The 24,935-nt window shown below is 39.2% G+C and carries 28 protein-coding genes; 10 read left to right on the top strand and 18 right to left on the bottom strand.

All coding sequences use genetic code 11. From position 1 onward, the window contains the following. Positions 1-23: 23 nt before the first annotated feature. From GM418_RS12205 to GM418_RS12230, 6 genes are all read right to left on the bottom strand, one after another. Complete coding sequence (locus GM418_RS12205; protein ID WP_158866504.1) at positions 24-551, bottom strand: hypothetical protein; 528 nt, start codon at positions 549-551, stop codon at positions 24-26. Between the two features lie 3 nt (positions 552-554). Next, positions 555-992 carry an anti-sigma factor family protein gene (locus GM418_RS12210; RefSeq protein WP_158866506.1) on the bottom strand — a complete coding sequence of 146 codons (438 nt, stop codon included), beginning with the start codon at positions 990-992 and terminating at the stop codon, positions 555-557. A 47-nt stretch (positions 993-1,039) separates the two neighbouring features. Beyond that, on the bottom strand, positions 1,040-1,621 hold the full coding sequence (locus GM418_RS12215) for an RNA polymerase sigma factor (RefSeq protein ID WP_158866509.1): 582 nt from the start codon (positions 1,619-1,621) through the stop codon (positions 1,040-1,042). Between the two features lie 57 nt (positions 1,622-1,678). Then, positions 1,679-2,497, bottom strand: coding sequence for a DUF4405 domain-containing protein (locus GM418_RS12220; RefSeq protein ID WP_158866512.1), 819 nt, complete (start codon positions 2,495-2,497; stop codon positions 1,679-1,681). An 89-nt stretch (positions 2,498-2,586) separates the two neighbouring features. Continuing rightward, complete coding sequence (locus GM418_RS12225; RefSeq protein ID WP_158866515.1) at positions 2,587-3,465, bottom strand: pyruvate, water dikinase regulatory protein; 879 nt, start codon at positions 3,463-3,465, stop codon at positions 2,587-2,589. A gap of 83 nt (positions 3,466-3,548) precedes the next feature. Then, positions 3,549-5,936, bottom strand: coding sequence for a penicillin acylase family protein (locus GM418_RS12230; protein ID WP_158866518.1), 2,388 nt, complete (start codon positions 5,934-5,936; stop codon positions 3,549-3,551). A gap of 153 nt (positions 5,937-6,089) precedes the next feature. Between GM418_RS12230 and GM418_RS12235 the strand changes: the two genes are divergently transcribed. Continuing rightward, the gene (locus GM418_RS12235; RefSeq protein ID WP_158866520.1) at positions 6,090-6,533 is read left to right on the top strand and encodes a DUF2147 domain-containing protein; all 444 of its coding nucleotides are present in this window, start codon (positions 6,090-6,092) and stop codon (positions 6,531-6,533) included. A 32-nt stretch (positions 6,534-6,565) separates the two neighbouring features. Here GM418_RS12235 and GM418_RS12240 read toward each other — a convergent pair whose 3' ends face one another. From GM418_RS12240 to GM418_RS12260, 5 genes are all read right to left on the bottom strand, one after another. Continuing rightward, on the bottom strand, positions 6,566-7,345 hold the full coding sequence (locus GM418_RS12240; RefSeq protein WP_158866523.1) for a radical SAM protein: 780 nt from the start codon (positions 7,343-7,345) through the stop codon (positions 6,566-6,568). A gap of 90 nt (positions 7,346-7,435) precedes the next feature. Beyond that, on the bottom strand, positions 7,436-8,629 hold the full coding sequence (locus GM418_RS12245; RefSeq protein WP_158866526.1) for an amidohydrolase family protein: 1,194 nt from the start codon (positions 8,627-8,629) through the stop codon (positions 7,436-7,438). 6 nt (positions 8,630-8,635) lie between these two features. Beyond that, positions 8,636-9,022: a DUF4296 domain-containing protein gene (locus GM418_RS12250; protein WP_158866529.1), complete on the bottom strand. Its 387-nt coding sequence runs from the start codon at positions 9,020-9,022 to the stop codon at positions 8,636-8,638. Between the two features lie 65 nt (positions 9,023-9,087). Then, a complete protein-coding gene (radA, locus tag GM418_RS12255) occupies positions 9,088-10,446 on the bottom strand; it encodes a DNA repair protein RadA (protein WP_158866532.1) in 1,359 nt (452 codons plus the stop codon). A 66-nt stretch (positions 10,447-10,512) separates the two neighbouring features. Next, positions 10,513-11,004 carry an adenylyltransferase/cytidyltransferase family protein gene (locus GM418_RS12260; protein ID WP_158866535.1) on the bottom strand — a complete coding sequence of 164 codons (492 nt, stop codon included), beginning with the start codon at positions 11,002-11,004 and terminating at the stop codon, positions 10,513-10,515. A 500-nt stretch (positions 11,005-11,504) separates the two neighbouring features. On the opposite strand from GM418_RS12260, the gene GM418_RS12265 reads away from it, so the two are divergent. Both GM418_RS12265 and GM418_RS12270 read left to right on the top strand, forming a co-directional pair. Continuing rightward, positions 11,505-12,257, top strand: coding sequence for a hypothetical protein (locus GM418_RS12265; protein ID WP_158866538.1), 753 nt, complete (start codon positions 11,505-11,507; stop codon positions 12,255-12,257). Positions 12,258-12,399: 142 nt separating this feature from the next. After that, entirely contained in the window at positions 12,400-12,699 is a 300-nt protein-coding gene (locus GM418_RS12270; protein WP_158866541.1) for a hypothetical protein, read from the top strand. 55 nt (positions 12,700-12,754) lie between these two features. Here the strand turns inward: GM418_RS12270 and panD are convergent, their stop codons facing one another. Together panD and panC are read right to left on the bottom strand one after the other, a co-directional pair. Then, the gene (gene panD / locus GM418_RS12275; protein WP_158866543.1) at positions 12,755-13,105 is read right to left on the bottom strand and encodes an aspartate 1-decarboxylase; all 351 of its coding nucleotides are present in this window, start codon (positions 13,103-13,105) and stop codon (positions 12,755-12,757) included. Between the two features lie 12 nt (positions 13,106-13,117). Continuing rightward, the gene (gene panC, locus GM418_RS12280) at positions 13,118-13,957 is read right to left on the bottom strand and encodes a pantoate--beta-alanine ligase (RefSeq protein WP_158866546.1); all 840 of its coding nucleotides are present in this window, start codon (positions 13,955-13,957) and stop codon (positions 13,118-13,120) included. Between the two features lie 163 nt (positions 13,958-14,120). On the opposite strand from panC, the gene GM418_RS12285 reads away from it, so the two are divergent. Further along, positions 14,121-14,921 carry a glycogen/starch synthase gene (locus tag GM418_RS12285; protein ID WP_158866548.1) on the top strand — a complete coding sequence of 267 codons (801 nt, stop codon included), beginning with the start codon at positions 14,121-14,123 and terminating at the stop codon, positions 14,919-14,921. 233 nt (positions 14,922-15,154) lie between these two features. Then, on the top strand, positions 15,155-16,432 hold the full coding sequence (locus GM418_RS12290; protein WP_281350295.1) for a DUF4270 domain-containing protein: 1,278 nt from the start codon (positions 15,155-15,157) through the stop codon (positions 16,430-16,432). Positions 16,433-16,505: 73 nt separating this feature from the next. Here the strand turns inward: GM418_RS12290 and GM418_RS12295 are convergent, their stop codons facing one another. From GM418_RS12295 to GM418_RS12305, 3 genes are read right to left on the bottom strand one after another with little or no spacing between them, the layout of a single operon-like run. After that, complete coding sequence (locus tag GM418_RS12295) at positions 16,506-17,468, bottom strand: DUF4252 domain-containing protein (RefSeq protein ID WP_158866554.1); 963 nt, start codon at positions 17,466-17,468, stop codon at positions 16,506-16,508. An 11-nt stretch (positions 17,469-17,479) separates the two neighbouring features. Then, positions 17,480-17,917, bottom strand: coding sequence for a hypothetical protein (locus tag GM418_RS12300; protein WP_158866557.1), 438 nt, complete (start codon positions 17,915-17,917; stop codon positions 17,480-17,482). Further along, positions 17,874-18,413: an RNA polymerase sigma factor gene (locus GM418_RS12305; protein WP_281350292.1), complete on the bottom strand. Its 540-nt coding sequence runs from the start codon at positions 18,411-18,413 to the stop codon at positions 17,874-17,876. Before GM418_RS12305 ends, GM418_RS12300 begins: the two co-directional genes overlap by 44 nt. A gap of 120 nt (positions 18,414-18,533) precedes the next feature. Here GM418_RS12305 and GM418_RS12310 point away from each other — a divergent pair, with 120 nt between their 5' ends. The 5 genes from GM418_RS12310 (at position 18,534) to GM418_RS12330 (ending at position 22,319) form a co-directional block, all read left to right on the top strand. After that, positions 18,534-19,103 carry a manganese efflux pump MntP gene (locus GM418_RS12310; RefSeq protein ID WP_158866563.1) on the top strand — a complete coding sequence of 190 codons (570 nt, stop codon included), beginning with the start codon at positions 18,534-18,536 and terminating at the stop codon, positions 19,101-19,103. A 90-nt stretch (positions 19,104-19,193) separates the two neighbouring features. Then, the gene (gene dusB / locus GM418_RS12315) at positions 19,194-20,219 is read left to right on the top strand and encodes a tRNA dihydrouridine synthase DusB (RefSeq protein WP_158866566.1); all 1,026 of its coding nucleotides are present in this window, start codon (positions 19,194-19,196) and stop codon (positions 20,217-20,219) included. Further along, positions 20,219-20,599, top strand: coding sequence for a YkvA family protein (locus GM418_RS12320; protein ID WP_158866568.1), 381 nt, complete (start codon positions 20,219-20,221; stop codon positions 20,597-20,599). The genes dusB and GM418_RS12320 overlap by 1 nt, the downstream gene beginning before the upstream one ends. Before the next feature lie 255 nt (positions 20,600-20,854). Then, positions 20,855-21,604, top strand: coding sequence for a sulfite exporter TauE/SafE family protein (locus GM418_RS12325; protein WP_158866571.1), 750 nt, complete (start codon positions 20,855-20,857; stop codon positions 21,602-21,604). A gap of 10 nt (positions 21,605-21,614) precedes the next feature. Then, on the top strand, positions 21,615-22,319 hold the full coding sequence (locus GM418_RS12330) for a class I SAM-dependent methyltransferase (protein WP_158866573.1): 705 nt from the start codon (positions 21,615-21,617) through the stop codon (positions 22,317-22,319). Positions 22,320-22,382: 63 nt separating this feature from the next. Here the strand turns inward: GM418_RS12330 and atpG are convergent, their stop codons facing one another. After that, positions 22,383-23,264: an ATP synthase F1 subunit gamma gene (atpG, locus tag GM418_RS12335; protein ID WP_158866576.1), complete on the bottom strand. Its 882-nt coding sequence runs from the start codon at positions 23,262-23,264 to the stop codon at positions 22,383-22,385. A gap of 89 nt (positions 23,265-23,353) precedes the next feature. Next, positions 23,354-24,934, bottom strand: a complete 1,581-nt coding sequence (gene atpA, locus GM418_RS12340; RefSeq protein WP_158866579.1) for a F0F1 ATP synthase subunit alpha — start codon at positions 24,932-24,934, stop codon at positions 23,354-23,356. Position 24,935 lies beyond the last annotated feature (1 nt).

Genomic DNA, 24,935 nt, shown 5'->3' on the forward strand with positions numbered 1-24,935 from the left:
AAATTTAAATTGAATTTTTTGTTTTACCTTCTATTTAATCTGTTTCTACCATATTTTGGTAATTTAACGTCTTCATTTTTCTGCAGTACCGACATGAAAATTTCATTCAGTTTTTCGCGTTGTTGTTCGTCGCATTCGTTTTTCATAGCCAGATAATAGGCAATGGTTTCTTTTTTTAGTTTGGTATGCAATTCTCCTATTTGTGTTGAAATGGAATCGAGTTTTGTCTGGACCGGACTTTCTTTCCCCATTTCTTCAACCATTTCATGTCTCAGGGTTTCCAGGTCGTGGTTAATTTGCCAGGCTTTCTGATTAAAGTTTCTGTTTAACTCACGAAATGTGTCCATCTGATCAAAACGCAGGTCTAATTGTTCTCTAAAAAAACGCGTACGTCGCTCTGCCGGAATTTCAATTGCTACCTCTTCGGTCTGTTCCATCGCTTTTTTATCCTGCATTTTATGATAAAGAAATGAAAATCCCATGGAGATATTGGTTGCCAGCAGAATGACAATTGCCCAAATCAGAATCCTGTATTTATTTGATTTTGCCATTGCTTACTCCATTAAAAATTCTTCAATCGGTTCCGACTGCATTTCATTCAGATATGGAAAAATCTCTTCGGATGTATAATGTACTGAAGCAGTATTTACCTGCACAGGAGTAGCAATTTTAAAGCCCGTATAAATTCCGGCAATCAGTAATATCGAGAAAAATACCGGTTGAACAACCTTAGCCAAAACCGGTTTCCAAAATGGGATTTTTGCAGGTTCTGCCTGAGATTCCAAACGAGCTTTTAACCGGGTGTAAAAGAACGGATTTATTTCTGTTGTTTTTTCTTTCTCGATAATCCCAAGCGTTTTTTTCAAGTCTTGGGCAAACGCTGAACAATCGTCACAGTTTGAAATATGAGCTTCAATTTGCTTTTTCTTTATTTCCGGTAAATCTCCTTCGAGAAAGAAAACTAAATTTTTATGTATTGTCTTGCATTTCATTTTTTGCTTGTTGTTTATATGACACAATTCTGAGTTATAACTTGCACCTAAATACACTTTTTTTTGTAGCAGGTATATAATTTTTTTTGTAGGTTCTTTTTAGCCCTGTGAATTAATGACTCGACTGATGAAACTGAAAGGTCCATTACTTCCGAAATTTCCTTATACGACAGGTCTTCATATTTATTAAGTGAAAAAGCTACTTTCTGATTTTCGGGTAACGAGTTAATTGCTTCATGTAACATATTTGCCCTCTGGTTATTTTCAAGATTAAAATCAGCATCATCACTGTCTCCCGAAGTAAATTTTTCAAAAATGGCATTTTTTGATTTTACTGCATCATCAAACGATTGAAACCTCTTTCGTTTTTTATTGTCGCGGATAAAATTCAGTGAGCGGTTTACAGCAATTCGGTACAACCAGGTCGAAATCTTTGAATCGGCCCGAAAGCTCTGAACAGAACGAAAAACTTCGATAAAAACATCCTGCGCCACATCTTCGGCGTCATCTCTATCATGCAGCATTCCAAAACAGGTATTTACAACCAGTTTCTGGTATTTGTCAACCAGCTCTTTAAACGCTTGTTCGCTACCGTTTTGAAGTTTTTCTATGATTTCGGCTTCTGTCATTCAGAAAAAACATCTTTTAAATTAGCTTAATTTTGCTGAATAAAAAACTTCGGGATTTTATTCTTTTGAAATCAGGTCATAAATATCACGCGGTGGAATATTGTTGTTATCGCCAATATCGCGCAATGTTTGGCCTTTTTCTGCTTTTATCCGGTTTTCTTTCAGCAGCTTTAAAACATCGTCAGCGTCTTTGTTTAACTCCAGGGCAAAATCCTCGATGGTTTTTCTTCCAATGCCCGATCCTTGTCTTTGCGATTCCGGTTTTCGGGTAATTTGTCTGTAAATTTCCAGTGGAGTAGTGCCGTTAATTTTTGCAATTTCACTTAATGTTTGCTGGTTTGTATTGCTAAAGCTAATCTGATGTCGCGATAAATTGTTGGTTATTTCTTCCAGCGTAATATTTGTTAGTTGTCCGTTGAGTTCGGCTAAAGTAAGTAATTCGGCATGTGGAATTGGTGGCTCTTCTTCAGCTTTCTCCCACGAGTCTGTAAAATATTCGCTTGCATCCATTACTGACTGGAAAGGGGGAAGCGAAAAAAGAATTCCAAAGAAGAAAATCACAAACAGACCTGAGGAGAAAATGAATTCCCGTTTTTTATTCAGTCCGCTTGTTGTTTTTGATTTTATGTAGGAAAGAAATGCTTTCCAGTTGACGGTAAAAAGATGAAATACGGATAAAATTACAAAGCTGAAAGAGAAAACAGTGTGTAAAGCCTGCCAGCCTTCTTTTGTTAGTCCTGCTATTTCCCAGTTTACCCAGTGGGCATACCTCCCGGGAGGAGCCACGTATAAAATAATTCCGGAAACAATGATTACAATAAACGAATAACTTAGTCCGAAACTAATAAATGCCCGCCAGCTAAATTTGTTTTTCATTTGTGTCTTTTTTTACAATTGTTCTTTATTTTGAGGTAAGACACAACAACAAAACAAAACTTGCGGAGGGTAAATATTTTTGTGAAAATTTAGTGCGTTTTGTCCTGATCATGGTAGGGGGATTCCAGCTTTCGGCCCCGGTAGGAAAAGCGTTTCGACATGATATTCAAAATTTCATTTGCTGTATTTTCAATGGGTTTGTTTGTTACATTTAAAACCGTAAAACTGCCTTTGTCAAAAACAAACATGGCATTTCGTATTTCCTCTCTTACTGATTTCTCATCGATGTATTTTTCATCCTGGTGATTATTCCAGCTCAGGAGACGCTTTTTTCGGTGGGCGATGAGCTGATGAACCCCGATGTGTAATCCAAAAACGCGTTGCGGATCCACTTTAAATAATTCGTCAGGTGGTTGAATGCCGTTAACCAGCGGAACATTTGCAACCTTCCAGCCATACATAGCCAGGTAAATACTTAGCGGTGTTTTTCCCGCACGTGAAACACCGGTCAGAATAATTTCTGCCGACTGAAGGCGTTCGGGGCTCATACCGTCGTCGTGTGAAAGTGTATATTCAATCGAATCGATTCTGTCAAAATACTGCTGGTTGATTTCGCGGTACAGGCCGGGATGTTTTAGTGGTTCCACTTCCAGAGACGAATCGAGATAGTTGGCTAAATCTCCCATAAAATCGACGACTCTGACTTTAAACTCTTTACAAAGTTCATTTATTTTTGACCGGAGTTCAGGGTTTACCATAGTATGCGTGATCAAGCCTCCGTCGGTTTTGGCCTGCATTACCACGTCAAAAATCTGGTCTTCGTCAGAAACATGTGGAACAATAACTACCGGGATGTCATTCTCCGGATATTGGATAAGTAATGATTGTACCATATTGTTTCCGGCAAGTCCGCGCCCTCCTGAAACGACGTATATTGGGGGAGGTAATATACTTTTTTGAATGTTCATAAGCTGTCTTTTATTCTTGAACAAAAAAAGAGCCTGCCGGGTTTCGACAGGCTCAAAATCTTTTTATGATATCGTGTAGTGTATTATTCCGGTTTTAGACTCATTTTATAAGTTGCTGCTTTTTCAACTTCGGTTTTTGAAAACGGATCTGCGTGGTATTCATTATTTAAATATCTTTCCAATTGGTCGAGGTAAAAGTCACTGGAAGGAATTCCGCTGGTTCCCGTCGGGATAATGGTTTTGGAAGCATCCCAGTTCCCTGTTTCAAAAATATGGCGGTGAGAAGCCCCGTGATTTACCTTGTACAGGTTATTATAGGAATAGGAAAAAGGGCTTACCGTATGAAAACTTCCGGGAACTCCGTATGGTCCGCGATTGAGTTTAAATGCTTTGTCCAGAGCACCGACCACTCCCAAAGGATGGCTCATGGTAAAAGTATGAATTTTGCTCCAGTTCCACTCTTCCACGTTGTTTCCAATCTGAGCAGTCAGATCTTCCACCGTTTCCTTAAAAGAGCGAACGATTATATCATTAAAGGTTTCGGTTTCTGTGGTGTTTTTATCGTCAATCCAGTCCGATTTTTTGCCTGATAAAATGCTTAACATCAGGTTTTCAAGCATTGATCGCTGGCCTTTTATCGCTTTAAAACTTTCTTCCGACAATTCGTCTTTCACCAGATTCTCACATACTTTCTGGTACAATACCTCAAAAACCGATGTTGCCTGGCTTTCCCGTGTCAGCACAAAATTCCAGGATGCGAGTTTTTTCTGAGCCTCTTTTTCTGTTTCACTCAAATCCGATGCAGCAGTTAATGCTTCAAGAAAAACGGGAGTAAATTTTTCCGCTTTTTTTGATTTGTAATCGGCATGCATTTTTTCAAAATCTTCAATTCCCACCTTTTCCTTTTCCTGCAACATTTCCCTGATTCGGTTTATCCGATTGGGCACGGCAAACCAGTGACTGACGTAATAGGGATAGTCATCCGGAACGGTTTTGTTATTTGCCGAAGAAACATAACCCCGCTCAGGATTTAATTCATAAGGAAGTTCTTCAAAAGGTACAATGCCCTTCCAGTCGTACTTGCTGCTGTCGCCGGGGTAAATCTGAATGCCGTTTCCTTCCCGAACAGGAATACCGGCGCTGCATTGTAAGCCGATATTTCCTGCTACATCGGCATAAACAATATTCTGGCTCACCGAAATAAAAGTCTTTACGGCATCGCGGAAGTCGCTCCAGTTATTTGCCCGGTTTAACAGGAAAACAGTTCGTATTTCATTGCTCTTTTCATTTCCAAGCCAACGAACGGAAAGCGGAGTTTCTTTTTCGTGTTTAAAACGGTTTACCAATGGCCCGCGATGTGTAAATTTTAAAGTCTCATGAATTTCATCGCCTTCCTTGGTTTTTATAACTTCATCTTGAATGATAAGGTCTTTCCACTCGCCGTCAAATAAATATTTTGTTGAATCTTCGTTCAGTTTTTCGGTATAAAAATCAAGGTCATCAACCATTACATTGGTCATTCCCCAGGCAATTGAATCGTTATGACCGGCAATTATAAATGGTTGTCCCGGGATGGCCAGACCGGTGACATTCAGTTTTCCCGGTATATTCTGGTGGATTTGATACCATATTCCCGGCGCAAAAAGTCCGAGGTGCATGTCGTTGGCCAGAATCGGTTTGCCTGTTTTACTTTTTTTGCCCGAAACCGCCCAGTTGTTACTTCCGTGAAAAATTTCAATGCCCATTTTTTCCAGGTTTTCACTGGCAGATAGTAAGGTTTCAGCAATTTTTTCTTCAGGGAGTGTAAAATCCGGAAAAACTTCTGTGGGCTGGTTTTTCAAATCAGGGATCAGTTCTGCCAGTTGTTCGGGATTTATTTCTTTTTTGATATTATGCAGAAATATTTCAGAATTCCAGCCGGAACTTAAATCCCAGGCCATATAACCAATTAAGTTTATGGAGTGAACAGGCTTCCAATATTCCGGATGATACCCTAAAACACGAAATTCGGGGGGTAGAGGATTTCGTTCAATAAAATAGTTAAATCCTTCGGAAAAGGCCTCCAGTGCAGCAACGATTTCAGGAGACGATGTTTGGAGTATCTTTTCCGATTTTTCCTGGATGCGGAGCGAACGCATCAACAAATCAGTGTTTATCTGATCTTTCCCCAGAATTTCAGACAACCGGCCCTGAGTAACCCTTCGTAACAAATCCATTTGCCATAAGCGGTCTTGTGCCATTACAAATCCAACAGCGCGGTATAAATCTTTTTCATTCTGTGCGAAAATGTGCGGGATTCCATTTTCATCGCGGAAAACGGATACGCTGTCAGTTAGTCGGGAAAGTATTAAATCCCGGTTGTAGTCGGGGAGGGCGTCGTTTTGCATACTCTTTAACAAAATGTATCCGGCTGCAACAACAATGACGATTAAAATCAGCAGACCCAGTAAAATTCGTTTTAGTGTTCGCATTTTGGTATTTTTAGTGAAATTCAAAAAAGACGTGGAAATTTACCAATTGAATTTCAAATAATTATATATTTATTCCATTAAAATGTTCAATTTCAGCTATAGACTTTACTTTTAAAATAGAGGAAATTTATTGTAAACTAAAAAGCTTAACGTATGAAAAAGTTAATTGTTCTTTTTTTACTGGCAACGTATGCTATCGCCGGATTTTCGCAGGATGCCGATAAAATTCTGGGTGTTTGGTGGAACGATGAGAAAACGACAAAAATTGAAGTTGAAAAGAAGGATGGGAAATATATCGGAACCATAGTTTATATGATTCCCGAAAAGTATGAAAACGGACAACCACCAAAAGATAAGGAAAATCCGGAACCGGAATTGCGTGATCGTTCGATTGTTGGGTTGCAGATATTAAAGGGTTTTGAATACAATGCCAAAAAGGAAGAATGGAAAGAAGGAACAATTTATGATCCAAAATCGGGAAATACCTATGATTGTTACGGCTGGATGGAAAACGACGATCTGCTTAAACTAAAGGGTTTTGTTGGGGGAATGCGCTGGCTGGGCCGCAGCTCGGAGTGGTACCGCACGACTTTATAGTTAGTCTTTTCGTTACAAATATTTTGTAGAAATTATCCGGAAACCTGCACGGAGAATCCGGCTTGTTCCACTTGTTTAGCTATTTGATTCAGGTCGGTAAGCGAAACTTTTTCCAGGGTATCGATCGGTGTATCCCGGGCAATGGTATATATCATTACCTGCCTGGGATTTATTTTTTTGAGCAGTTCAATCCAGGCCAAAACCTCTTTTTCAGTAGTGTTATCAATGGTTTTCCCTTTGTAGCTGCCCCGGATAAACATGGTTTGAATAATTACGTTTCTTTTAAAGTCAGTGAGTTGTTCCACTACTTTTTTCAGATTGAAGTTTCCCTGTGGACAATCCATTTGTTCAATGGTTTCTTCAAATGCCGAATCGAGTTTTTGAATGTTGTCTTCTATTTTTTTCAGCGCCCCGAATACCGGTTTTTTGTGAAGCATGGTGGCATTTGATAAAACTGCAATTCTTGCATTTGGTGTAAACTGGTTACGCAGTTCAATGGTGTCGTTAATTATTTCTGCAAACTCAGGATGAAGTGTTGGTTCTCCGTTTCCGGCAAATGTAATTACATCGGGCAACTGGCTTTCAGCTACCATTTTTTTTAACATTTCGGCGAGTCTTTTTTTCACTTCTTCACGAGGGGGCAGTTTCGCTTTTTCTTCCCGTTTTTTGGGATTGCGACCACATTCGCAATAAATACAATCAAAAGAACAGATTTTTGTATTGGTAGGCATCAGGTTGATCCCGAGCGAAACACCAAGACGCCGGCTTTTTACCGGCCCAAAAATGATTTCATCAAAAAGAAAAGTAGCCATTTTAAAAATTTTCGCAAAGATAGCCTGAAGAATTCCGATTTTCGAATAAGAAGAGTTATTTTTTTCCCGCGAACTGCAACTCAGACTTTCCTATACAAGTCTTTTTAGCTTACTTTTTCCGGTAAGCTTCATGTGCTTGAAATCGATGCCTGTAATCAGATTAATTCCGGGTTTCTTCCCTGTTTCAAAACTTCCCAGTTGTGTTTCCATTTTAAGTGCCCTTGCTCCGTTGTAACATCCCCACCGGATGATTTCTTCCAAATGTATTCCCGGGAAATTTTCCTGGATAGTAAGCATTTCTGCGAAAACAGAAAGCTGATGATTGGAAGCCAGGCTATCGGTTCCCAGACAAATAGTAAGATTCTCGTTTTGAAATAGTTCTACCGGTGGCAGTTGGTTTTCGATGTACAGATTTGAAAGCGGACAAAGAACAAAAAAAGTATTGGATAGCGAGCGGTGCTTTTTCAGGTTCTCAATATCTTTCTTTTTTGTAAATGTGTTGTGAATAAGCAGAAGATGGTTTTCCTCGGGCAAATATTTTAATACAGAGGAAATGGAGCTTTTTCCCGTGGCTTTCCAGAAGGAAGTATCTATTCTGAGGTTATTTTTAAAATGATGTAAAATTGAACCTGTGCCGTCGACAAAGAATTGTTCCTCGGCTTTACTTTCCTGGTTGTGTATACTCAGCATACTTTTTTCAGTTGCTGCGTCTTTCCGTATTTTTTTAAAAAGGGGTTTGGAAACCGAATAAGGTGAGTGGGGAGTAATTGACGCTGACAGCCCGTTTTTAGTAAAATGATTTTTTACCTCTTGTGCGATTGAAAACGATTTCTCCGCCCGCGACGGATGAAATCCAAATGATTCAACAAAAGTATGATACTGGATTTTACTTTTTAGCTTTGTTGGAATCGTAACCGATGAATTGGCAATATCGCCCACCGCTGCAATTCCGTTGGCCCACATTTTTCGGTCGGTCTTTCGAACGATCTCCTCCTGATTTTTTGTTTCGTTATGGCGTAAGCGGTTGATGTCTTTTACAAAATCGCTGATACCTGTTTTTTCGGGAATTACACCTTTCATGTGCGAAAGTTCGAGGTGGCAATGGGTATTTACAAAACCCGGTACTAGAATACCACTGTAAAACTCAAGACCTGCCTGTTCCGGCTGATTCTCCTTTTGTTGCTGAATTTCAATAATTGTTCCGTCGTTTTCGCAAACCAGAATTCCGTTTTTTACAGGTGCATTATTTCCGGGGAAAATATATGTAGCAGAAAGTTTCCTCACGGCGAATTATCTTTCATCCTCAAATTCAAGCAATTCGTTTTTACGTCCCGATAAATCCTGTTCCATTTCGCTTAACCGGCTTTGTACTTTCCGGTACATTTTTTCAAAATTCTTGGGTTTGCTAAGATAGAATATAAGCGATTTTTCAAAAACAGAATCCGGAACCTGGTATTTATCTAAAATAGCGTAGTAAAAATCAGCAGATGTTGTGTTTTTAATCGTTGAATCCTGCCGGTTGCGGCTGTAATAGGTTGCTTCAGCAAGATGAACATCGATAAGCATATCAATCATTTGGTTTTCTCTGACCAAATTTTCGGGTTTTTCAACCGTTGGCTCGTCACAGGCTGCAAAAGCCAAAATTGTAAAGATGATTATGATGATGTTCTTTTTCATTCAGGGGGCCAAATTATAAATTGTTCCTTGACTTTTCAATATTCAAATCGTTAAAAAAAGCTATTTTATCCGAAAATACTTCTGAAGACTTCTTCAACACGGCTGGTTTTTACAATATCAATTCCAAATCCGGATGTATCAAATCCTTTGTTTAGTGAGGGGATAATGATTTTTTTGAATCCCAGTTTGGCGGCTTCGGCTATTCGTTGTTCAATTCGGTTTACAGCACGAATTTCGCCTGTTAATCCCACCTCGCCCGCAAAACAAATTTTATGGTCGATGGGAATGTCGATATTTGAGGAGAGAATAGAGCAGATGACAGCCAAATCGGTAGCCGGATCGTTTATTTTTAATCCGCCGGCAATATTCAGAAACACATCTTTTTGAATGAGTTTAAAACCGGCTCGTTTTTCCAGAACCGCCAGCAACATATTTAGCCGGCGTAAATCAAATCCGGTGGATGAGCGCTGTGGTGTTCCGTAGGCAGCTGAACTTACAAGCGCCTGAATTTCGATTAAAATAGGGCGAATTCCTTCAATCGTGGCGGCAATGGCTGTGCCACTTACATCGTCGCTTACTTTTGAAATCAGTTGCTCTGAAGGATTGGTAATTTCCCGTAATCCGTCACTGCGCATTTCAAAAATACCCAGTTCGTTGGTGGAGCCAAAGCGATTTTTGTTCGAACGTAAAATCCGGTACATGTAATTGGTATCACCTTCAAACTGCAAAACCGTATCTACAATATGCTCCAGCACTTTGGGGCCGGCAATACTTCCTTCCTTATTGATATGACCAATAAGAACAACTGCAACTCCGCTTTTTTTTGCAAATTTCAAAATGGCCGACGTACACTCACGAACCTGTGAAACTGACCCGGGTGAAGATTCAATATTTTCTGTGGAAATGGTTTGAATGGAATCGATAATTAAAACATCGGGTTGAATTTGTTCGGAATGTGCGAGCAGATTTTCCAGTGAAGTTTCACTCAGAAAAAGACAATTGTTGTTGCTATTGTTTAGTCGCTCGGCACGAAGTTTTATTTGTTGCAGACTCTCTTCTCCCGATGTATATAAAATTTTTTGTTTGTTTAATTTGAGTGCCAGCTGCAGGGCCAGTGTCGATTTTCCGATTCCCGGATCACCGCCCAAAAGAATCAGCGAGCCGGGAACTATTCCGCCACCAAGTACACGGTCGAATTCCTTAATTCCGGCAACAATCCGTTGCGTTTTTGCCGCCTGAATGTTTTCCAGTGTTATCGGCTGGTTTCCCAAATGCCGGGCGGCTACTTTTGCGGCACTTTTCTTTTTTTCGATTATCTCTTCCACAAAAGTATTCCACTCGCCACAAGAGGTACATTTCCCCATCCATTTTGGAGATTGAAAACCACAGTTCTGGCACGTGTATATTGATTTTGTTGCCGGCATAGCTTTGTTTCTCTTTGTGTTGCCAAACGTTCCGTTGCACAAAGGTATCTCTTTTCTTCAAGTTGTCTATTTCAGACTTTTTATTTTTTGAATGATATCGCTGGTTGATACTCCCGGCACCAAATCAAGTGTAATTACTTTTCCCCCGTTTTTTAAAACGGTGTCGTGTCCGGCAATTTCATGAACTTCGTATTGTTTCCCTTTTACCAGTACATTGGGATTGATTTGCGCAACCAACTTTGCGGGAGTTTCCTCAGAAAAAAGAATGACAGCATCAACAAAACCAAAAGCAGCAAGGATAATGGCGCGGGCCTTTTCATCCATTACCGGGCGGTCGAAGCCTTTTAACAGTCTTACCGATTCATCGGAATTTAACCCTACAATCAGTTTGGTTCCCAGTTGAGCCGATTTTTCCAGCGAATCAACATGCCCGTGGTGAATAACATCAAAACAGCCATTGGTAAATACAATGATTTCGTTATCTGCTTTCCACTTTTTTACAAGTGCTTTAAAATCCTGAAAGCCGGAAAATATCTTTGTCTGAATATCTGTATCCATCTTAAAAATTCCCAAAAGTATAAAACTAAAGCAGAGAACAAGAAAGATTATGATGAAAAGTTTTTTCTGGAGCGTAATTTTGGTTGAAACAGGATTGGCAGAGATAAATTTCACTCCCTTCAGTCTGCCTCACCCTGTCAGGACAAATTGAAGTCAAGATCGATTTGTGGATACGGCCAATATGTTTTCGGTTGAAAGAACGCACTGAAGCTCGTATTTGTATTTGTTTTACTGTCCGATTTTTAAATATTGGAAAAACGTTAATTTCCGGACTTTAGCCGGAAAACGCGATCGGTATAAATCAAAAAAATCAGGCAGCTATGTTATAAACCTACAAAATGGAGTAAGTTTAAAACAAAAATTACAGCCAAATAAAATAAAAAGCAGCTTTTAAATATGTAGTTTCAACCCGAGCCTGACTGGATAACTGTATAATGCTGTGAAAGTTGCCGGGTTTGGGAATCTTGCTAATTTTACGGTCTTTATGAATAAAACCAACTATGAAACTTATAACTTATATTAAACTTGTCTTCGGGACTGTAACTGCACTTTTTTTATCGTTGAATGTAACTGCACAAACCAGTGTATCGTTAAAATCGCAGTGGCTCGATCCAACCAATCTTTTTACAGAAAAAGTACCAACTGCAGAATTTAGCACCACTTTTTCAGTTGGCGAGCCCTGGAGCCTGTACTTTTATTATGCGCACGATATTGAAGGTTTGACACCGATTTATTTAATTGGCGGCGTAAACAACACCCGCGAATCGGTAAAAACCGACAGCCTGGTATTTTCATCGCCCGAAGCGAGAGTTTTCCCTAAATATTCACGAAATATCTTTGTAAGTTACCAGTACAGCGAAACCATTCGCCAGCTTTCGTGGGTTCAACCTATTGTTACCTGGGACTGGAATTTTATTAAAAATCTATCGAAATCGGTACACACACTAAGCGCTGAAGTTTCCGGCTGGATGTCGTTTCAACGGGGAAATGAATACCAGGATGGCGGATACATCAGTGGAAAATACAACTGTGCCAAACACTATGAAAAATTGACGTTTAACGGAAGCCTTTCCACACTTGCTATTGAAATTTTTGAACCCGGCAGGAATATTTTTGTTCTTGGCGAGGTTTTAAGTCTTTCATCAACTTACATTCCATTTAACACAACACTTGAAGTCGTTTTAAACAAACCATTGATTACAGAAGAAGACAGTGAATTGGGCTTTACAATAGGATTGATAAAAGAGTTTTAAAATACCGACTTTGCAAATCTGCGCCAGTGTGAGTATACAACCTCGTACAAAAAAGAATTGAAAAAATAAGTTGGGATAAAAAAATGCTGATTGCAGGGGATAGGCTGCTTATGGCCGGCATTCCCCTGTAAGGGCTGAAATTTTGCCGAAGCATCGTGAATATCCATCCAAAGCCCGCTCAGGCAAAAAAGGAAGTAATTTTACGGAATTAACAGATGCTTCCTGCAAAATTATTGCCTACAGCGAAATGGATACAATAATGCATATCTTCGATTGCCGGCTAAACAAAAAAATAAACACAAAACCGGATTATAAATTACGCTTCAGGCTGACCATAGGGTTTGTGGTTTGTTACCTTACGGATATAAATGCAGAAGACGAATTATGTTATGATGGGATGTTTGTAAAAAATATTCAAAAAGGTTTGACGGATACTATGTGAATGCTGGCCTTTTTGCCTGCCAGATACTCAAAATTTTCTTTCTGTAATATACATTTTACACTATCTGGTTGGTTTCTGTATCAGGGAAAACCAGCCAGGGTTTAAAGGTTTTGGCTTCTTCAAAATCCATTTGAGCGTAGGAAATAATGATGACCACATCCCCTACAGCTACTTTACGTGCTGCCGGACCGTTAAGACAAATGGTACCTGAGCCACGTTCGCCTTTTATAATGTATGTTTCCAGACGTTCGCCGTTGTTAATATTAACCACCTGCACTTTTTCGTTTTCAATCAGGTTAGCGGCATCCATCAAATCTTCGTCGATGGTAATACTGCCTACATATTGCAGGTTGGCTTCGGTAACCGTTACTTTATGTATTTTCGATTTACAAACTTCAATTTGCATGACCTTGTCCTTTCAATTCAAAACAATATTGTCAATTAATCTGACTTTGCCACAGAATACTGCAACACAGCCAACTATTCTATTTTCTTCTTCCCAGTTACCAACGGGTTGAAGTTTTTTATCATCAACTATTTCTACATATTCAACAGACAGGTACGGGTTTTTGTTGATGTTTTCAATAACCCATTCTGTAAGCTCTTTTACGGATTTTTGACCGACAAGTTGTTTGGCTTTTAACAATGTTTCTGAAATAACTGCCGCATTTTTTCTTTCTTCGGAACTTAACAATTCATTCCGGGAACTCATCGCCAACCCGCTTTTTTCACGAATAATGGGGCAGGCAACAATTTCTACCGTCAGGTTGAGCTGTTCTGTCATGTTTTTAATAATGGCAACCTGTTGGAAATCTTTTATCCCAAAATATGCTTTGTCGGGTTTTACCATCCCGAAGAGTTTACTCACCACCTGTGCAACACCATTAAAATGCCCGGGCCGATGCTCTCCCTCCATTACGGTTTCCAACATTCCAAAATCAAATTTCCGTGTATCATTTTCCGGGTACATTTCCTCAACCGAAGGCGCAAAAACCAAAGTTATATCCGATTTTTCCAACCGCTTTAAATCGGCTTCCAAATCGCGCGGATAGCGTTCCAAATCTTTTGGGTCGTTAAACTGGGTTGGATTCACAAAAATGCTTACAACAACCACCGGGTTTTCTTTTGCCGCTTTTTCAACCAACGATATGTGTCCTTTGTGCAAAGCACCCATTGTAGGAACAAAGCCAACCGTTCCGGTCATCCTTAATTGCTGCAGTTCTTTCTGTAAATCATTAACTGTTTTAACCAGTTTCATTCGTCAAAAAATTTAACGGTGCAAAGTAAATAAAATTAATCCGGAATATATCAAGAAAAGGATGCAGACAAGTACCCTGGTAACACGGATAAAGCGTCTGAATTGAATATTCAGGATATTTTTATTACCTTTGCAGCCTGTAATAAACTGCGCATACAGGTCAATGGAAAAGAAAAAGATCCTTTATATTTCACAAGAAATCACCCCATACCTACCTGAAACTGAAATGTCAGAGATATCCCGATATTTGCCACAGGGAGTTCAGGAAAGAGGAAGGGAAATCAGAACTTTTATGCCGCGTTACGGCTGTGTTAACGAACGTAGAAACCAACTTCACGAGGTTATCCGATTATCGGGAATGAACCTGGTAATAAATGATACCGATCACCCGCTGATAATTAAAGTGGCCTCGATACAGGCTGCACGAATGCAGGTGTATTTTATCGATAATGAAGATTATTTTCAACGCAAACATGTGTTAAAAGATTCTAAAGGAAATGAGTTTGAAGATAATGATGAACGTGCAGTATTCTTTGCCCGTGGTGTTTTGGAAACAGTGATTAAGTTGCGCTGGGCACCTGATGTTATCCATTGCCACGGCTGGTTAACCTCGCTCGTTCCGTTGTACATAAAAAAATATTATTATAACGACCCGCTTTTCAAAAATTCAAAAGTGGTATATTCAGTTTATAATGACGATTTTAAGAAAACTTTAAATTCTAATTTTAACAATAAATTGTTGCTGGAAGGAATTACTGCAGATGATGTAAAGACCATTGATGATCCCACATTTGAAAATGTTTCGAAAATGGCAATAGATTATTCGGATGCGGTTGTACAGGGTACTGAAAATATTAACGAAAACGTTGAAAAATATATTCAATCAACAAATAAATTGTTTCTCAATTACCAACCCAAAGAAACTTACATTGATGCGTATAATGAATTTTACGATAAAGTGTAAGTGTTAAAAGATTGAATTTTATCTAAAAAAAATCAAATATACAATCATTTACCTGTTGCCATCGTTTGTTTTTTTATACGTTTGTGTAACTTTTTGAATAAGCCAAATTGCAAATAAATTAATGAAGGAATTACGTGAAAACCAAATCTAGAAATAAATACCTTATCCTGTTGATTGTAATGTTCTTAACAAGCCTTTTTTTTACACATTGTAAAAAGTATGACGAGCTTGGAATGGAGATATTACCTTCTACAGATTTAATTTCGGTTAAAAATACGATTTTGAAGGACGATATTAGTGCCTATACCATCAGAGAAGATTCAATTCGCACTGACGGAGCGCCTAAAAGTTTATTTGGAAGTTTTAATGATCCTGTATTTGGAAATACAACCGTTGATTTTGCCACACAATTCAGACTGGTTGGTTATCCTGATTTTGGCGAAGCGCCCGAAGCAGATTCCATTTTTTTGTATTTATACTACAGAAAGATTTTTGGAGATACGGTAACAACTCAGAAAGTCAGAGTTTACGAGTTGGAAGAAAATCTGTATGCCGATCAGGAAGACGGGCCGGGGGGCAATTCAAGTTACCCCTATTACCAGAATGTGGATTTAAAAAGTATGGCTTCCGACCAACTTATTGGTGAACTGGATTTTGTTCCTCAAATAACACTTGATTCAACCGAGACGGATACATTTTACCAGGTAATAAAGGTACCGCTGGATATTTCTTTGGCGGATAAGCTGATAGATGCAGATTCAGCAGACATGAGCAGTAATGATGTTTTTCTGAATTATTTTAAAGGACTGTATATTGAAACCGAAAAATTAACTGATGCAGAGGGAGCAATTCTGGCATTGGAAGCAGCTTCAGATGACAGTTTTCAGGGATCGGCTGTGGTTGTATATTACAACAATGAAGAAAACAAAAATGCAGAAGAGCCCGATACCTTAAATATGCCTTATATTGTTACAGAGTTTAGCGCGCGGGTAAATCATATTGAGCACGACTATTCAGGAACTCCGTTTTTTGGAAGTTTGAATAATTCGGGGATAGAAGATTCGTTGCTGTATATCCAAACAGCGGGGGGACTTGAATCAAAGATTGATATCAATAATCTTTCACTTTGGCAAGATTCGGTAAATACCGCGATTAACAAAGCAGAACTTGTTTTTCAGGTTGACACCATCAAATCTGATTTGGAAAATTATCCTGCCCCAAACCAGCTTTTATTTACTTTTATTGATAGCACGGGACAGGAGTTCCTTCCCAAAGATTACTCCTTTAGCCCCGCATTTTATGGCGGTGTATTAGATACTCTGGATTACACCTATCGTTTTAATGTTACGCAACATTTGCAGCAAATAATAGATGGAGAAGTTGGAAATTTTGGATTTAAGCTGACAACAGCCGCTAAGAACAGCGAAGCGAAAAGGGTTGTTTTAAAAGGAAGTACGAGTGAAACAGGAATACAACTGATTATAACATATTCAAAATTTTTGCAGCAGTAGGATTATAAACTGGAAATAAAAAATGGGTACCGGATTTCCGGTGCCCATTTCTATTTTACACTGTTGTTCTATTTTATTTCGTTCTAATCTTTACGGTTGTAATATCCTCGTCTTTGTTTGCTTTAACATCAATGGTTACGATATCTGTTTTATCCAGTTGTTTTATTTCTTTGGCGTCAACCTTTTTGCCGTTTAGAAAGTATTCTGTACTGTCGCCGGGATAATTCAGAAATACGGGTTGTCGCTGATATCTCTCTGCCATTTCCCGGTATTTTTCTGCCATTTCCATTTGTCTTTGTGCCTGAACACGCGCCTGTTCTTCAATTTTTGCACGTTGTTCATCGGAGAAAAACTGTTGTTTTTCAATTAATTCTTTTTGTCGGGCGACCATTTGTTCTAATCTTTCCTGCGGAAAGTATACATTGGAAGTTTGGCCGAAATAAACTGCTGCTCCGCTGTTGTTATTTATTTTGTAGAGGTTTTCAAGGCCGCGTAAATTGAGTGCTTTGTTTAAGTCGGCAACCGCAGTTAAATTGATATTTCCCTGAAGTTCTATCAAACTGGTATTTGCATTGGATTGGGTTAAAACAGCCAGTGATTCAATTTTATCCTGATTTTTTCTTAGATAGACTTTCACCTCTTCTCCCATCCTTTTTTCAGTCTTCAGTAAAGTATAATCTCCATCTTTGTAGTGGTTCAAAATGGTTTGATACAAGCCTTCCGACAGGGAATTTTTGTCTTCCTTTTCTGGTTTATCGTCTGCTTCGGCAAATAGGGTGAAACTCTGGTTTAGGTTACTTTGTGAAACCACCACAATTTTATCCAGGTTTTTAATCGCTTCAAATGCCGACGACTCACTGTCAATACTTTTCTTTTTCAGATAAAGATCAAACATGTCTTTGGTTATCAGACTGGCGCTAAAACCTTCCTGATCTGAATATTCATTTGTCAGTTGTGCAAAGAAGTTATTATCTCTTTGGGCCAGCGCAGGTAGCGCTAGTACCACCATAAATAAATAAATCATAATTTTTTTCATGACGATTGTTTTTAGTTTATTATTATTGCATCTTCTCCTACCCAAAGTATCAGCATGTCTTCCTGTTCTTTTGGCTGTATGTTCTGCGAAACCTGATACAGAGCCTGCTCCATTACCAAAAATTCGTTTTCTAATTTTGTGTTTCTAATTTCGCGGTAGCCCAAATAGGCGGTTAACAGAATGACTATGGTTGCTGCAACTGATGCAAGCCTAAACCAACGCATTTTAACAATTTTGTTGGGTTGCGCAGTTTGCTCTATTTTGTCAAAAATTACTTTTTCCAAATCTTCAGGAACAGAGCTTTCTGAATTGAAAAATCCAAAAATATCCTGCTCTGATGTTTGATTTTCTTCCAGAAGAATTTCGGTTTTTAACCAACGCTCTTCCTCGATTGTCGTTTCGCCGTTATAATATTTGTCGAGCAATTTGTCTTTCTCTTCCGTTTTCATAATCGTAAATTTTTTCTACTTCCTGTTTTACTTTTAACCGGGCTCTTGACAGTATTACCCTGATATTGGGTATCTCATATCCCGTAAATTCCTGAATTTCCTCAAAACTAAATCCATCAATATCACGCATTTGGATCACTGTCTTGTATTTTTCAGGTAAATCATCAATTATTTTGCGCACCTGTTCGTATTTTTCCTTTGTATCAGCTTGCGTTTCTGTCGATTCAATATTTAATATTTTATATTCTTCGTTCTCTCCAAAGGTCGACGGGCGCTTTTTTTTCAACAAATCGAAGCTGTAGTTTTTTGCTACGGTTATAATGTAGCTGTTTAAATTTGAGCATTTTATCAACTCGTTTTTTTTACTCCACAGCTTTACCATTAAGTCCTGCAAAGCATCCTGCGTTTCTTCCTCGTCCTTCAATATCCGTTTTAACATCGGATATAGTTTTCGCGAATATGGTATTACCTTATTTTTAAACTCTTCAGCAGTCATCTGATTATATGGACGATTTCCTTCCTAAATTATAACAAAAGAGGTGATTTTTTTACAAAACGCCAGGATGTATTTAGCTAGTCGCTTTGAAAATCTTATTTTTGCACCTTTGTTTTTGGTATGACAATAGAACAACTCATCACCTTTTTACTTATAGGAATAGGACTAAGTTTTGACTCATTTGCTGTTTCGGTTTCCTGTGGTCTGATGAAAAGAGAAATTCGTTTTCAGCAAGCTTGCCTGGTAGCATTTTCACTTGCTTTTTTTCAGGGTACTTTTCCTGTTATTGGCTGGTTAATCGGAACCGGAGTAAAAAATCTGATATCCAGTTTTGACCATTGGATAGCTTTTGGGCTGCTTATCTTTATTGGAATAAAGATGATTATTGAAGGCCTCAAACCCAACGGGAGACTTCAAAATTTTGATCCTTTCCGAATACGCGTTTTAATCGGGCTTTCGGTCGCAACAAGCATTGATGCCCTGGTGGTTGGTTTAAGTTTTGGATTTTTGGATATGCCTATTCTTTTCCCTGTGATCGTAATCGGAAGTGTTACCTTTATTGCTTCTATGTTGGGAATGCTTTTTGGGAAAAATATTCCTGCAAAACGGAGTCACCAATCGATTGTTTTGGGAGGAATAATTTTAGCTTTAATCGGAACAAAGATTCTTTTCGAACACCTGTTTTTTTAGTTATCTGAATTTTTTTTCAATGAACTTGTTATTTAATTCAACCAGGGAAAAGGGATAGGATTTAACGAGTTCATTACCTTTGTTGCAGCTATGGGAGAGCAATTGAAAATAGGAAATTTGGAAATTGACGGAGTGCCGCTTTTTTTGGCTCCAATGGAAGATGTAACCTATAAATCATTTCGTTGGATGTGCAAGAAGTTTGGCGTTGATGTGATGTATACCGAGTTTGTATCTTCAGAGGCTTTGGTGCGTAATGTTGAAAAATCAAAATTAAAGATGGAGTTGTTTGATTTTGACCGACCGGTTGCAGTACAAATATACGGACACAATATCGATTCAATGGTTCGTGCTGCTCAGGTGGCTGAGGAATTCAATCCTGATTTTATTGATATCAACTTTGGGTGCCCGATGAAAAAGATAATTCGCCACGGAGCCGGTGCGGCACTGTTGCAAGATTTGCCCAAAATGCAGAAAATGTCCACAGAAATTGTAAAAGCTGTTCAGGTTCCGGTTACTGCAAAAACACGATTAGGATGGAGCGAAAGTGATAAACCAGTACTTGAAGCGGCACTTCGTTTACAGGATGCGGGGATTCAGGCTCTGGCAATTCACGGCAGGACCCGGGAACAACTTTACACCGGAACCGCAGACTGGACTTTGATTGGTGAAGTAAAAAATCATCCGCAAATCGCTATTCCGATTATAGGAAACGGAGATATCAACAGCGGAGAAAAAGCCCGGACATTTCTTGAACAGACCGATGTTGATGCCTTGATGATTGGCCGCGGAGCTATCGGAAGACCCTGGTTGTTTAAAGAAATAAAACACTATCTTAGAACAGGAGAGAACCTGGCGCCTCCAACTGTTGCTGAAGTAGTTGATGTTCTGCGCGGGCAGTTGAAAATGAACCTGGAGTGGAAAGACAACGAGCGCTCCGGGATTTTGATGATGCGTCGTCATTTTGCAAAATATTTTCCGGGCTTGCCTGGTTTCCGCGAACTGAAAATAAAATTACTCACTGCAGAAACCAATACGGAAGTAAACGAAATTCTTGATAAGATCGTTGATATGTATGGGAGTTATCAACCAGACTTTACAAATGCAAGCCTAAAATAATGGAAAACGAGTATTCTAAATATTATTCTGAAAAGTCGCTCTGGGAAAAAATAAAGAAGTTTTCAAAATCAGCCGGTTCCAAGGTTGTATATGGTGTTTTGTTGCTTTTTTATGTAATGAAAGACAAAAGTGTGGGGGTGAAAACAAAACTTACTATTGCTGCTGCGCTGGGGTATTTTATTTTGCCAACCGACGGAATTTTTGATTTAACGCCTATCATCGGTTATTCTGATGATCTGGGGGTTCTTATTTTTGCCCTTTCTCAGATTTCTGCCAATATAACACCTGAAGTAAAGCAAAACGCCCGAAATAAACTTGCTGAATGGTTTGGTGAAATAGATGAGAATGAACTTCTTGAACTGGAGAATAAGATATTTTAGGAAAAATTAAAAATCCCTAATTGCAGGCTCCTTTTTTAACATTCCTTAACTGTTGCAAATAATGTGGCATTAGTTTTGCATTTATTTAAATATCTAGATATCTAAGGCTGATATAGAACCAGGCAAGTTTACAAACTTGGCTTTTGTTCGTCAGTCGGCGAACTTGTTTTTTGTTTTCTGTTAGCATGAATAGCCGGTATAAAAGCCGGCTATTTTATATTATTTTCCATATTTTTGGACTCCAAACTTTTTTTTATGATAGAACAACTGGACTTTACAATAATCCAATGGTTTTTACTGGCTTTTTGCGCAGTACTTGTAGGGATGTCTAAAGTTGGTGTTCCGGGTGTTTCGATGCTTGTTGTTCCAACGCTGGCAATTATTTTTGGCGGAAAGGCATCAACAGGAATATTATTACCCATGCTTATGATGGCTGACTTGTTTGGAGTTGGTTATTACCACAGGCATGCCGAATGGAAATATCTCTGGAAACTGTTGCCCTGGGCATTTATCGGGGTAGGAATTGCCCTATGGGTTGGGAAAGTGGTAAATGATGAATGGTTTAAGAATATTATTGCGATTTTGGTTTTTGTCTGTATCGGTTTGATGATTTGGAAAGACAGACAAAAAGGCAATAATCTATTCCCTGACACCTGGTGGTTTGCTGCAACAATGGGAGTTTTGGGCGGTTTTGCAACTATGATTGGGAACGTGGCAGGTCCTATTTTTGCCATTTATCTGCTGGCTATGCATCTTCCCAAAAATAGTTTTATTGGCACTGGCGCATGGTTTTTTCTAATTATCAATTTTTCAAAATTTCCTTTGCATATTTTTGTGTGGAAGACGATAGACTGGCATACCTTAACCCTCGATATTTTGATGTTGCCGGGAATTGCACTTGGCGCATTCCTTGGTATTAAGCTGGTAAAAAGATTATCTGAAGATATTTACCGCACGGCAGTAATTATTGTGACAGCTCTGTCGGCATTTTTACTTTTAATTTAAAAGAAATTTTATGGAGGCCTTACGAAATTTTTTTTACGACAAAAAGGTAGAGAAAGTCCTGGACATTGGTACAGGTACCGGAAAGTTTATTGAGGTTTTGAAGAAGTCATTTTCTGAGGCAGAATTTTTTGGTGTTGATCCTGATGAAAATTCACTAAAAGAAGCAAAAGAGTGTTTTCCCGATATCGTATTTCAAAAAATGGGGGCAGAAGAGCTTTATTTTGAAAATGATTACTTTGATGTAGTCAGCCTTTCAATGGCCTTACACCACCTGCCAAAGGTAAAAAGAGGATTAAAGGAGATAAAACGTGTAGTAAAGCCACAGGGGTGGATTATTATAAATGAATTGTTTAGCGATAATTTAAATCCGGCACAGGAAGTCCAAAAAATGTATCATCACTTTCGCAGTCGCATTGACAGGTTGACCGGTGTTAGTCATCGTGAAACCTTCAGAAAGGAGGAAATTCTTCAGATTATCCGGCAGGCAGGAATTTCAATCCAGTTTTTCTTTGAACACAAAAGAGAGGTTAATTTGATTGAAGAGAAAGGCGCACTTGACAAAATGACGGAAAAGATGAAACAAAAGCTTGAAACAATCAGCGAGCGACCTGAATTTGAAGAAATGCAGTCACAAATTGAAGAATTCAGGGAGAAGGCGTTGGAGTTTGGCTTTCAACCTGCAACCAATGTGGTAATTGTTGGACGTAAAAAGTAGTTTATAAAAAGAAAAGGACCATTTCAAAAAGAAATAGTCCTTGTATATCTGGTGTTTGTCTTTTTATCCTTTTAATGCCTCGGCACCACTCACAATTTCCAAAATTTCGTTTGTAATAGTTGCCTGACGCGCTTTGTTGTACTGTAAAGTAAGGTCGCCGAGAAGTGCTGTTGCGTTATCAGTTGCCTGATGCATGGCTGTCATACGGGCGCCGTGCTCTGCAGCGTTTGAATCGAGAAGTGCTTTGTAAAACTGTATTTTTAATGAACGCGGAATCAGTTCCCGGATGATGTACTCTTTTGAAGGCTCGTAAATAAAGTCGAAGTTGGTATTTTGTGCTTCATCGTCCTCTTCAATTTCAACCGGCAAAAACTGTTCGCTGGTCTGAACCTGAACAGCTGCATTTCTAAATTGGTTATAAACCAGTTCAATGCGGTCGTAGCTTCCATCCGCAAATGCTTTCATTATTTCGGAAGCAATTTCGTTTACATTATCGAAAGTCAGTTCATCAAAAATTTCATTTTTATTTCCCGATACTTTCATTCCACGGTGTTTTAACTGGCGTTCTCCCTGTTTCCCTAAACAGATAAACTCAACCTTACCGAGCTGAAGTTGCCGGCTGTATTTAGTCTTTACCAGTTCAATGGCCTTTTTAGCAATGTTGGTATTAAAACCGCCGCATAAACCACGGTTGGATGAAACGAGAATCACCAATACTTTTTCGGGATTACGCCCCTGTGTATAAACCGAGTCTTCAACATTTTCGAGGCTGGCGCTTAATGAAGTTAAAATCTGATGCAGTTTTTCGGCATACGGACGAATTTGTAAAATAGCATCCTGGGCCTTTTTTAATTTTGCCGCCGAAACCATTTTCATTGCGCTCGTTACCTGCCGGGTAGTTTTTACCGATGCAATTCTTGTTCGTATTTCTTTTAAACCAGCCATAATTTATTTGTGAATGTGTTCTTGAGTTATTGAGCAACTGAGGTTTTACATCCTCATTTTCTCAATAACCCTTTCACTCCGTTACTTAATTACTTTTTAAACTTTTCTGCAACTTCAGCCGCCACTTTGCGGATGGTTTCCTCACCCTCGGCTGTTAACTTCCCTTCTTTTAATTCATCTAAAGTTGCTCTGTATTGCATTTCCATCATTTCGAGGAAGTCAGTTTCAAATTCTTTTACTTTCTCAACCGGTACATTTCTCAGCAACTCTTTTGTTCCGCAATAAATTATTGCCACCTGCTGTTCGATTTTCATCGGAGTATACTGACCTTGTTTTAGTATTTCTACGTTTTTGCGTCCTTTGTCGAGAACGCGCATGGTAGCTGCGTCAAGGTCGGAACCAAATTTTGAGAAAGCTTCCAGCTCGCGGAATTGAGCCTGGTCGAGCTTCAATGTTCCGGCGATTTTTTTCATTGCTTTAATCTGCGCACTACCACCCACACGCGAAACCGAAATACCTACGTTAATTGCAGGACGGATACCCGAGTTAAACAGGTTTGATTCAAGAAAAATCTGCCCGTCGGTAATTGAAATTACGTTCGTTGGAATATATGCAGAAACGTCTCCTGCCTGTGTCTCAATAATTGGAAGTGCAGTTAACGAGCCTCCTCCTTTTACTTTGTCTTTTAAACAATCAGGAAGGTCGTTCATATCTTTTACAATCTCATCGCTTTCGATAACTTTCGCGGCACGTTCCAGCAAACGGGAGTGTAAGTAGAACACGTCACCCGGATAGGCTTCACGACCCGGAGGACGACGGAGCAACAACGAAACTTCACGATAGGAAACGGCCTGTTTTGAAAGATCGTCGTAGATAATTAAAGCATCGCGTCCGGTATCCCTAAAATATTCACCAATGGCTGCACCCGCATACGGGGCATAAAACTGAAGAGCCGCCGGGTCGGATGCAGTTGCTGAAACGATTACTGTATAGTCCATGGCACCATGTTTCTCAAGCGTCGATGCAATATTGGCAACCGTTGAACCTTTTTGTCCGATAGCCACATAAATACAGTAAACCGGGTTCCCTTTTTCAAAACTTTCGCGCTGGTTGATAATTGTATCAATGGCAACAGCTGTTTTTCCTGTCTGGCGATCGCCAATAATCAACTCACGCTGGCCCCGGCCAATTGGTATCATGGCATCTATGGCTTTTAATCCTGTCTGAAGCGGTTGTTTTACCGGCTGACGAAATACAACTCCAGGCGCTTTTCTTTCCAGCGGCATTTCAAATAATTCACCCTGGATGGCACCTTTTCCGTCTATCGGATCTCCAATTGTGTTGATAACACGTCCAAGAAGATTTTCTCCAACCATGATTGAAGCGATTCTCTGCAATCTTTTAACAGTATCACCTTCTTTAATTTCTTCGGAAGAACCCAACAAAACCGCACCTACATTGTCTTCTTCTAGGTTTAAAACAATGCCTTTCATTCCGCTGTCGAACTCAATCATTTCGTTCGCTTCTACGTTTGAAAGCCCGTAAATACGTGCAATTCCATCACCAACCTCCAAAACGGTTCCAACTTCTTCAAGTTCCGCTTCCGATTTGAAGCCTTCCAATTGTTGTTTCAGAATCTTGGATACTTCAGCAGGTTTAATATTTGCCATT

Origin of the sequence: Maribellus comscasis (genome assembly GCF_009762775.1) — a bacterium.
Taxonomy (GTDB): domain Bacteria; phylum Bacteroidota; class Bacteroidia; order Bacteroidales; family Prolixibacteraceae; genus Draconibacterium; species Draconibacterium comscasis.

Coding starts and splice junctions, on each gene's coding strand:
- GM418_RS12205 (WP_158866504.1), bottom strand. CDS start 551: ATGGCAAAATCAAATAAATACAGGATTCTGATTTGGGCAATTGTCATT.
- GM418_RS12210 (WP_158866506.1), bottom strand. CDS start 992: ATGAAATGCAAGACAATACATAAAAATTTAGTTTTCTTTCTCGAAGGA.
- GM418_RS12215 (WP_158866509.1), bottom strand. CDS start 1,621: ATGACAGAAGCCGAAATCATAGAAAAACTTCAAAACGGTAGCGAACAA.
- GM418_RS12220 (WP_158866512.1), bottom strand. CDS start 2,497: ATGAAAAACAAATTTAGCTGGCGGGCATTTATTAGTTTCGGACTAAGT.
- GM418_RS12225 (WP_158866515.1), bottom strand. CDS start 3,465: ATGAACATTCAAAAAAGTATATTACCTCCCCCAATATACGTCGTTTCA.
- GM418_RS12230 (WP_158866518.1), bottom strand. CDS start 5,936: ATGCGAACACTAAAACGAATTTTACTGGGTCTGCTGATTTTAATCGTC.
- GM418_RS12235 (WP_158866520.1), top strand. CDS start 6,090: ATGAAAAAGTTAATTGTTCTTTTTTTACTGGCAACGTATGCTATCGCC.
- GM418_RS12240 (WP_158866523.1), bottom strand. CDS start 7,345: ATGGCTACTTTTCTTTTTGATGAAATCATTTTTGGGCCGGTAAAAAGC.
- GM418_RS12250 (WP_158866529.1), bottom strand. CDS start 9,022: ATGAAAAAGAACATCATCATAATCATCTTTACAATTTTGGCTTTTGCA.
- radA (WP_158866532.1), bottom strand. CDS start 10,446: ATGCCGGCAACAAAATCAATATACACGTGCCAGAACTGTGGTTTTCAA.
- GM418_RS12260 (WP_158866535.1), bottom strand. CDS start 11,004: ATGGATACAGATATTCAGACAAAGATATTTTCCGGCTTTCAGGATTTT.
- GM418_RS12265 (WP_158866538.1), top strand. CDS start 11,505: ATGAAACTTATAACTTATATTAAACTTGTCTTCGGGACTGTAACTGCA.
- panD (WP_158866543.1), bottom strand. CDS start 13,105: ATGCAAATTGAAGTTTGTAAATCGAAAATACATAAAGTAACGGTTACC.
- panC (WP_158866546.1), bottom strand. CDS start 13,957: ATGAAACTGGTTAAAACAGTTAATGATTTACAGAAAGAACTGCAGCAA.
- GM418_RS12285 (WP_158866548.1), top strand. CDS start 14,121: ATGGAAAAGAAAAAGATCCTTTATATTTCACAAGAAATCACCCCATAC.
- GM418_RS12290 (WP_281350295.1), top strand. CDS start 15,155: ATGGAGATATTACCTTCTACAGATTTAATTTCGGTTAAAAATACGATT.
- GM418_RS12295 (WP_158866554.1), bottom strand. CDS start 17,468: ATGAAAAAAATTATGATTTATTTATTTATGGTGGTACTAGCGCTACCT.
- GM418_RS12300 (WP_158866557.1), bottom strand. CDS start 17,917: ATGAAAACGGAAGAGAAAGACAAATTGCTCGACAAATATTATAACGGC.
- GM418_RS12305 (WP_281350292.1), bottom strand. CDS start 18,413: ATGACTGCTGAAGAGTTTAAAAATAAGGTAATACCATATTCGCGAAAA.
- GM418_RS12310 (WP_158866563.1), top strand. CDS start 18,534: ATGACAATAGAACAACTCATCACCTTTTTACTTATAGGAATAGGACTA.
- dusB (WP_158866566.1), top strand. CDS start 19,194: ATGGGAGAGCAATTGAAAATAGGAAATTTGGAAATTGACGGAGTGCCG.
- GM418_RS12320 (WP_158866568.1), top strand. CDS start 20,219: ATGGAAAACGAGTATTCTAAATATTATTCTGAAAAGTCGCTCTGGGAA.
- GM418_RS12325 (WP_158866571.1), top strand. CDS start 20,855: ATGATAGAACAACTGGACTTTACAATAATCCAATGGTTTTTACTGGCT.
- GM418_RS12330 (WP_158866573.1), top strand. CDS start 21,615: ATGGAGGCCTTACGAAATTTTTTTTACGACAAAAAGGTAGAGAAAGTC.
- atpG (WP_158866576.1), bottom strand. CDS start 23,264: ATGGCTGGTTTAAAAGAAATACGAACAAGAATTGCATCGGTAAAAACT.
- atpA (WP_158866579.1), bottom strand. CDS start 24,934: ATGGCAAATATTAAACCTGCTGAAGTATCCAAGATTCTGAAACAACAA.